Annotated in this window: 8 protein-coding genes; 1 reads left to right on the forward strand and 7 read right to left on the reverse strand. The window is 38.9% G+C overall.

Annotated features, from left to right (window positions below):
- Nucleotides 1–37: 37 nt before the first annotated feature.
- The 7 genes from CVT13_RS09510 to CVT13_RS09540 are packed head-to-tail and all read right to left on the reverse strand — an operon-like array spanning nucleotide 38 to nucleotide 6,006.
- On the reverse strand, nucleotides 38–1,255 hold the full coding sequence (locus CVT13_RS09510) for a murein hydrolase activator EnvC family protein (protein WP_107812397.1): 1,218 nt from the start codon (nucleotides 1,253–1,255) through the stop codon (nucleotides 38–40).
- Nucleotides 1,252–2,067, reverse strand: a complete 816-nt coding sequence (locus CVT13_RS09515; RefSeq protein WP_107812398.1) for an FtsX-like permease family protein — start codon at nucleotides 2,065–2,067, stop codon at nucleotides 1,252–1,254. The genes CVT13_RS09510 and CVT13_RS09515 overlap by 4 nt, the downstream gene beginning before the upstream one ends.
- Nucleotides 2,054–2,725 carry a cell division ATP-binding protein FtsE gene (locus CVT13_RS09520; protein WP_021091805.1) on the reverse strand — a complete coding sequence of 224 codons (672 nt, stop codon included), beginning with the start codon at nucleotides 2,723–2,725 and terminating at the stop codon, nucleotides 2,054–2,056. The genes CVT13_RS09515 and CVT13_RS09520 overlap by 14 nt, the downstream gene beginning before the upstream one ends.
- Entirely contained in the window at nucleotides 2,709–3,896 is a 1,188-nt protein-coding gene (trmB, locus tag CVT13_RS09525) for a tRNA (guanosine(46)-N7)-methyltransferase TrmB (RefSeq protein WP_107812399.1), read from the reverse strand. The genes CVT13_RS09520 and trmB overlap by 17 nt, the downstream gene beginning before the upstream one ends.
- Complete coding sequence (locus CVT13_RS09530; RefSeq protein ID WP_234410322.1) at nucleotides 3,896–4,453, reverse strand: fibronectin type III domain-containing protein; 558 nt, start codon at nucleotides 4,451–4,453, stop codon at nucleotides 3,896–3,898. Before CVT13_RS09530 ends, trmB begins: the two co-directional genes overlap by 1 nt.
- Nucleotides 4,428–5,102 carry a fibronectin type III domain-containing protein gene (locus CVT13_RS09535; RefSeq protein WP_199907295.1) on the reverse strand — a complete coding sequence of 225 codons (675 nt, stop codon included), beginning with the start codon at nucleotides 5,100–5,102 and terminating at the stop codon, nucleotides 4,428–4,430. Before CVT13_RS09535 ends, CVT13_RS09530 begins: the two co-directional genes overlap by 26 nt.
- On the reverse strand, nucleotides 5,035–6,006 hold the full coding sequence (locus CVT13_RS09540) for an RluA family pseudouridine synthase (RefSeq protein WP_107812400.1): 972 nt from the start codon (nucleotides 6,004–6,006) through the stop codon (nucleotides 5,035–5,037). The genes CVT13_RS09535 and CVT13_RS09540 overlap by 68 nt, the downstream gene beginning before the upstream one ends.
- 52 nt (nucleotides 6,007–6,058) lie before the next feature.
- On the opposite strand from CVT13_RS09540, the gene CVT13_RS09545 reads away from it, so the two are divergent.
- Nucleotides 6,059–7,165 carry an FtsW/RodA/SpoVE family cell cycle protein gene (locus CVT13_RS09545; RefSeq protein WP_107812401.1) on the forward strand — a complete coding sequence of 369 codons (1,107 nt, stop codon included), beginning with the start codon at nucleotides 6,059–6,061 and terminating at the stop codon, nucleotides 7,163–7,165.
- The last annotated feature ends 299 nt before the right edge of the window (nucleotides 7,166–7,464 follow it).

A 7,464-nucleotide genomic window follows, 5' to 3' on the forward strand; every position in this document is an offset into this window, starting at 1 on the left:
AAGGCTTTAAATTTAGTTAATAGTACTTGCAAAGCGACTATTTTGAGATCATCTCAAGTGGATCGATGTGGTAGTTTCTTTGCGTCACTTCAAAGGTTAGATCGTTTCTAACTCGGCCTATAACGTAGCCTTTTTGCACGACTGAGCCTACCTTAACCGTCGGTGCGATCTGACTTAGGTGAGCGTAGATCGTGTGGATGCCATTTTCGTTTTCTATAATGACTACATTTTCAAGCATTGGAGTTGCTTTTGCAAATACCACTTTGCCATTTAGCACGCTTTTGACCTTGGCATCTGGCGTGGTTGAGCGAAGTGTGACTGACTCGTTAAAAATTTTGATGTTATATATTGGATCTACGTAGTTACCAAATTTTTGCTTTACAGTGTAGCTATCAAGAGGAGCGATTGTCTTTGCACCTGAATATTTTTTGACTGAACTTGTTTGATAGCCTCCACTCATTGGCTGGCTTTTTTCGCCCTTTTTGCCACCTTTGCTAGCTGCTCTTTCTTGCTTTTCTCTGGCAGCTCTAGCTGCTTCGTCCTCTTGTTTTTGCATGATAGCGAGCTGCTCTAGCGTCTTTCTTAACTCATCTTGTTGGGCTTGAAGCTTGGCTAGCTTTTTGCTGTAAATTTCTTTATCACGCTTTAGTCCGTTTATAGTATTTTTTTGCGTACTTTCTAAATTTTGCAAGTCACTTTGCTTGCGTCTATAGTTTTTGATGCTTGAGCTTATCTCGCTTATTTTGTTTGATTTATTTTTTATCTTCTCAATCGTATCTTCATAGTTCTGGCTAAGTCTTTTAAAATCCTCTTTTGTGATGGCATTTAGCTTGGTTAAAATTTGAGATGAGATGATGCTCTCCTCGCTTTGCTTGCCCTCAGTTGCAGACATCAAAAGATCAAACGACAAATCTTCTGCGATGATCCTTATCATATTTTGCTCTAGCTCTTTTTGTGTGCGTTCTAGCTCTTTGTTTTGTTTCGTTAAATCATCAAGTTCAATAAGTGCTTTTGAAGCATTTGTCTCAAGGACTGAAATTTGACCCTTTAAATTTGTGATATCGCCACTTATACCGCGAAGTTTTTTCTCGCCATTTACGATATCACCAGCCAAATCATCTAGCTTTTTACTAAGCTGCTCACTCATCGCCTGACTCGATCTTAGCGAGTTTTTGGAGTCTTTGATCTTCTCTTTGGTATTTGACGCAAAAGCTAAGCTAAAAGCTAGCAAAAATATAAAAATTCCTTTTCTCATATCGTGCTTTTTCTAGCCTTGCTCATCACCAAACTAACAGCAAAAATGCTTAAAAACATAGCCACGCCAAATAAAATAAAAATATCCCTTGAAGGATCAAGGCTAGGCAAAACTACATCGATGCTTGCGGCATTTTCTCTAAAAATTTCAATGCTGGGCAAGAAAAAGAAAAATACACCAACTGCAGTGGTCGCAACTAGGCTATCAACCATAGCTGATTTGTAAAGCATGGCTGATTTTAGCCAAAATGGTGCTCCAAAAAGCGTCATAATCTCGATGCGCTCCCTATGCTCAAATAGCCAAATTTTAGCCTGCTTTAGCATAAGCATAAGCCCAACAACACAAAGTATTGCCATAAAAGCATACGATATGCTTTTTGCTAAATTTAGCATCTTAAAGACTTTATCGTGAGTCTTTGAAAATGTCTCGACCTTTGTGATACCATCAAATTTTAAAAGCTTTTGCTTTAGATCATCCATGTACTGCGGTGTCGGAAATTCGCTAAGTTTTAGTGAGTAAAATTTAGGTAGTGCATTTTGCAGTATGGATAAATTTTTAGCCGAGATATCATTTGAGAGGCGGTCGATGATCTTTTGCGGGCTTAGTGGCTCGAGGCTAGATAGATTGCTAACCACTGGCTTTAAAATAGCATCACTAAGCTCTTTACTTGAAACTATGACGATGTTATAGTCGTTTCCCATGAGCCTTTCATAATCTCTCACAATCTTATCGGCAGTTAAGCTAAACTGCACGGAGAACAAAAGCGCGATTAGCGGCAGGATGAATCCAAGATGATTTTTAAGCGATCTCATGCACGCCTCCATTTTCTATGACGAAGTGTCGGTATGGGATACGAAGCGTTGATGGGATATGATGCGTCACCACAACCACGCTCGTGCCTAAAAATTCCCTAGCTGATTTTAGAAGTGACCAGATGACATCGCTTGAGTATTCGTCTAAATTTCCCGTTGGCTCGTCACATAATAGCAAATTTGGATTGTGTGCGAGAGCCCTTGCCATGGCAACTCTTTGCTGCTCACCACCACTTAGTTCACGAGGGTATTTATCGGCTTTATGAAGCATATTTACATGTTTTAAAAGTTTAGCCACTTGCTTTTTACTCACATTTTGATTGATGCCTTTGATGATGAGGGGCAACATAACGTTTCTTTCCACATTCCATTCATTTATCAAGCGATAATTTTGAAATATAATGCCAACTCGCTGCCTAAGCTCACAAAGCCTTTTATCATCGATGTCGTCCATTTGCGTCATGCAGACATTTAGCTCTCCAGCAAGAGGTGAAATTTCTCCATAAAATGACTTTAAAAGCGTGCTTTTTCCACTTCCGCTCTTGCCTGTGATAAAGACAAAATCATTTGCGTAAATATCTAAATTAACGCTATTAATTACGATTTCATCGCGTTCATAAGCTAGGCTCAAATTCCTTGCACTAATTATCTCTTGCATCAGCCAAATACTCCTTCAAAAGCTCGTGCGCTGCTAAATTCTCACGAATTAAGATCGGTTTTCTTATAAAATATTCGCTTTTTTCATCGCTTATTTTGATAAAACATTGCTCAGGTTTATTAAATGCTCCAAAAGCAACTTTTAGCAAAATTTCACCCTCATTTATGGTGTAAATTTCTTCAAAATGTAAAAAATAATCCTCTTTTTTGATGATGAAATTTTTGAAATTTTTAATGATATTTTTTACGCTTGTCTTTTCTTTAAAGCTAAAATCTCCAGCTAAAACACTCTCGCTACTTTCAATCTCACAAGTATAAATGACATCATAAATATCCTTATCTTGGCGTCTCCAGCGGTCTTCGTACTTACTAGTTACTTCTAAATTTCTATTTTTGAAAACTTCTAATTTTGAGCTTGTAGGCTCTAAAAATTTACTCAAGCTAAAATCGCAATACTCCTTGCTATCAGTCCGTAGCTCAAATTTACCGCCTACTTTTAGTATCCTCTCGCACTCAAGCGCAAACGCCGATGAGACTACGCGTCTATGCTCTGCTTTATCCCACGGCACTGGAAAGTGTAAAAAGACTCTATCAACTAAATTTGAGCCAACGAGAGAGAGTAAGAGTCTGGCGTCGGTATTTATCAGCCGCACGTTTTCTATGGCATTTGCCTTGGCTAGCTTTGCTACTTGCTCGATGCTTGGCTTATAGACTTCTATGCCGATAACTAGGGCATTTGGATTGTTTTTGGCTTGATAAAGCAAGTGCCTGCCAGAACCAAAGCCGATCTCGATGAAAATCTCTTTAAATTTATCTTTTAGCTCGCAAAACGCTGGCACAAACTCTTCAAGGCTTAAAATTTCACTCACTTTTTTAGTCAAATTTGTCTTTTTTACGGCAAACGCTTGACTGATTACGTCATTGCAATTTTGCTCTTTAAAAAGCTCCAGTGCCTCTTGCAAAAGACCAACTTTAGCTGGCTTTGTAAGCTTTTCTCCCTTTACGACGATGCCATTTTTACTGGGCTTTACGACTAGAAAAAAGCTCTCTTCTTCATTTTTTGTGTAGATGAGCCTCTCGTTTCGGCCATTTGCCTGCCAAAGAAATTTGACCTTGTCATTACCAAATGGAAACGAGAGCTCTTTTAAAGACGAAGCGATGAAATTTGGCATTATTTTATGCTAACTTCTGCTTTTGATGACTTATCAGAGGCGATGCCGTACTCATCGATAGCTACGACGCTGTAAGAATAGCTAGCTCCTTTTTGCACGCTATCATCTCTAAGTCCAGTACCATCTATGCCACTAAAAATTTTCTCACTTGCGCCACTTCTATAAACAGTGTACGAACTAGCTCTATCAACTGCACTCCAGTTTACATTTACGCCGCTACCATCGTAGCTAGCACTAATATTTGGAGTCTTTGGCGCACCAAGTGTTATTCCCACAATTGGCTCTTCTTGTTTTAAGCTCTCAAGGCCGTCTTTATCGACTGCTGTGACTCTGTAATACCTTGTTGCCGCATTTGTGTTTATGAGATCTTCATAAGTGTTGCTAGTCGTTTTTGCTAGATATGTGTAAGGCAAAATTTTACTCACTGTCCTATAAACTTTAAAATAAGCAAAATCCTCAGCCGGCGCGTAATCCCAAGTTAAAATTATCTTTTTTGGTGCATTTTTTGTTGCCTGAAGGTTTGTTACTGATTTAGGGTAACTCCTTTGTCGTTGCACTTATGTTTTGGCTTGGTTTTGAGACAACGCCTGAAGAAGTTTTAACTAAAATTCTATACTCATAAGACTTACCAGGTTTTACCTCAGTATCGATATATTCGGCATTTAGTCTGCCATTTACCTCTGCAATTTGGCTAAATTTATTAGCTCCTGCATCACTTCTTTGAATGATATAGCTTGCCACGGTGCTATCAGGATGCGGTCTCCAGATCACTTTCACACGTCCTGGAAGCCCTGTAATAGCTTGCGAAAACGGTACTGAATCAAGTAGCGGCTTTGTGGTTGCTGTTGCGATTGTGCCTGGTTGAGAGATGGCATTGTTTGAGTAGGTTCTCATCTGGTATGAGTATGTGGTCTCCGGTGCTAGGTTGCGGTCTACATAGTGCGTTGCAAAGCGGTCTTTGATGTCTGCAACTAGCTGCATTTTTGAGTTGGCATCATTTGGGTTTGAGCGGTAGAGATAGTACCCAACAACGCTTTCATCGGTTACTGGGTTCCATTCAAAACCAACTTCTGTCATGTCTGAAATAGTTTTTAAACTTGTAATCGTAGGTAGCGACATGCTTTGTTGAGTCGGTACGCTAGAGCCGCATCCCGCCAAGAAAGCTGCTAAAAATGGTGTCAATATGCGTAGGGCAAATTTTTTCATCAAAAATCTCCTTGGGAATTTTTTTGTAAATTATTTGGTTAAAGTCATCATACGTTTTTGCGATAAATTCTACCCTTTTGCCAGTTCGTGGATGGATAAAATAAAGCATATAAGCGTGAAGCATAACTCTGCTTATTTTATCGCCTTGGCTCTTAAATCCGTATAAATCATCGCCTAAAATATGGCGGTTTATGCTAGATAGGTGCACTCTTATCTGATGCGTCCTACCTGTAAAAAGCTTTGCCGCTATCAAATTTACTCCGCCCTCGCTTAGCAAATTTACGAAGGCACTTTTTGCAAATTTAGCGTCTGCAACGATCGCTTTTTTTAGGCGGTTGTTTGGATTTCTGCCGATTGGCTTGTCGATGATGACGTCCTCTTTTAGAGGCAGGTCAATGAGCGCTAGATAAATTCGTCCCATGCTCTTATCGCTTAGCTGCTCGCTTAGTTTTGCATGGGCGAAGTTGTTTTTAGCGACGACGATAGCGCCGCTAGTACCTTTATCTAGGCGGTGGACGATGCCAGCTCTTACGTCGCCGTTTAAATTTGAAAGCATAAAGCCCTTTTTGTTTAGCCACTCAACAAGTGTCGCCTCTTTGACACTTGGAGCTTGATGAACGACGATTTGCGGGGGCTTGTTTAGCACTATGAGATCGTCGTCCTCGTAGATGATCGGGATATCAAAATTTACTTCGTACTCATTTTGCACCTCTTTTTTTGGGGCAAAATTTACGCAAATTTCATCGTTTTCGCTCAGTAAAAAGCTAGGTTTTGAAACTGGTTTTAAATTTACGCTTACGAGAGAGTCTTTTATCAAATTTAAAGCTTGATTACGTGAAATTTGAAGCTCTTTGGCCACTGCAACGTCGAGTCTTGAGCTATTTAAAACATTAAATTTAACCAAAATCAAAGCCTTGTTTGTGATATAATCTAGCCCAAAAATTAAGGTTTGCTTCTTGATAAAACTAGATCGGCGTATTTTAACACATTTTGATTTTATTCAGCCGTTTTTAATAATCCCAATCATAGCCATCTCTTACATCCTAGTTTCCGAAGCAAACGACATTTTAGCAAACAAACAACTTATCTATTTTGGCATAGGTTTTGCATCATTTTGTGTAGCGTTTTTGCTGCCTATTAGGCGTATCGACTGGATTATTCCGATGTTTTACTGGATCTGCATCGTGTTACTTTTAAGCGTCGATCTCTTTGGCGTTAGCAAACTAGGAGCTAGGCGCTGGCTAGAAATTCCCTTTGTTCACTTCACGCTCCAGCCATCAGAGCTGATGAAGCCAGCCTTTTTGCTGATGCTAGCCTATCTCATCAAACAGCGTCCTCCAGAGGCTAATGGATACGGAGTAAAAGATTTTTTAAGACTTAGTTTTTATATACTTTTACCATTTGTGCTAATCATGAAAGAGCCTGATCTTGGCACCGCACTCATACTTTTAATAGTTGGCTACACCATCCTTTTTGTGATCGGCGTAAATAAGAAAATTTGGATCACTATCATCCTTGCGATAGGCTTTTTGGCACCAGTTTTGTATGAAAATTTACATGACTATCAAAAAAAAAGAATTCACGATTTCATCGCTGAAGAGCCAAGCTATCACGTCAAACAAAGCATCATCGCCATAGGTAGCGGCGGACTCAAAGGCAAGCCAAAAGATGAGGCAACTCAGACACACTTTAAATTTTTGCCAATCGCCACTAGTGACTTCATCTTTGCCTACAACATCGAGCGTTTTGGCTTTTATGGTGGATTATTTTTGCTTGGACTTTATGGGGCACTTATAACACATCTTTTAAGTTTAAATTACGGTCTAAAAAACGACTATTTTACACAAGTTACCACCACGGGGATTGCTGCACTAATCTTCGTTTATGTGGGTGTAAATGTCTCGATGACGATCGGTTTTGCACCAGTTGTGGGCGTGCCACTGCCATTTTTTAGTTATGGTGGAAGTAGTTTTGTTACATTTATGGTGCTTTTTGGAATTTTACAAAATTTGCTAACTTTTAGATTTGATAGAACTTATAGCTTTATAAAAATTCACTTCTAAAAATTTCTCCACAAGTATCAAATATATAGTTTTGTCCTACCCTACTTTGTGTTTTTTGATACAAGACTTTATAGCATTTATAAGATATTTTATATCCTCTTTTGTATGCGTATAGTGAATGCTAACACGCACCCAGCCAGGTTTTGCTTCAAAAATGGTATTATCTTTTAAATTTGTATGATACTTCCATAAAATCAGAGAGAATTTACTTGTCTTGTTTCGTTTTTCTCTCTTGATTTTATAAAATTTCCATAAGTCCCTGCTTTTAAATTAAGTGATCTTTTACACTGTAGCTTAGA

This window comes from Campylobacter concisus (assembly GCF_003049085.1).
Classification (GTDB): domain Bacteria; phylum Campylobacterota; class Campylobacteria; order Campylobacterales; family Campylobacteraceae; genus Campylobacter_A; species Campylobacter_A concisus_H.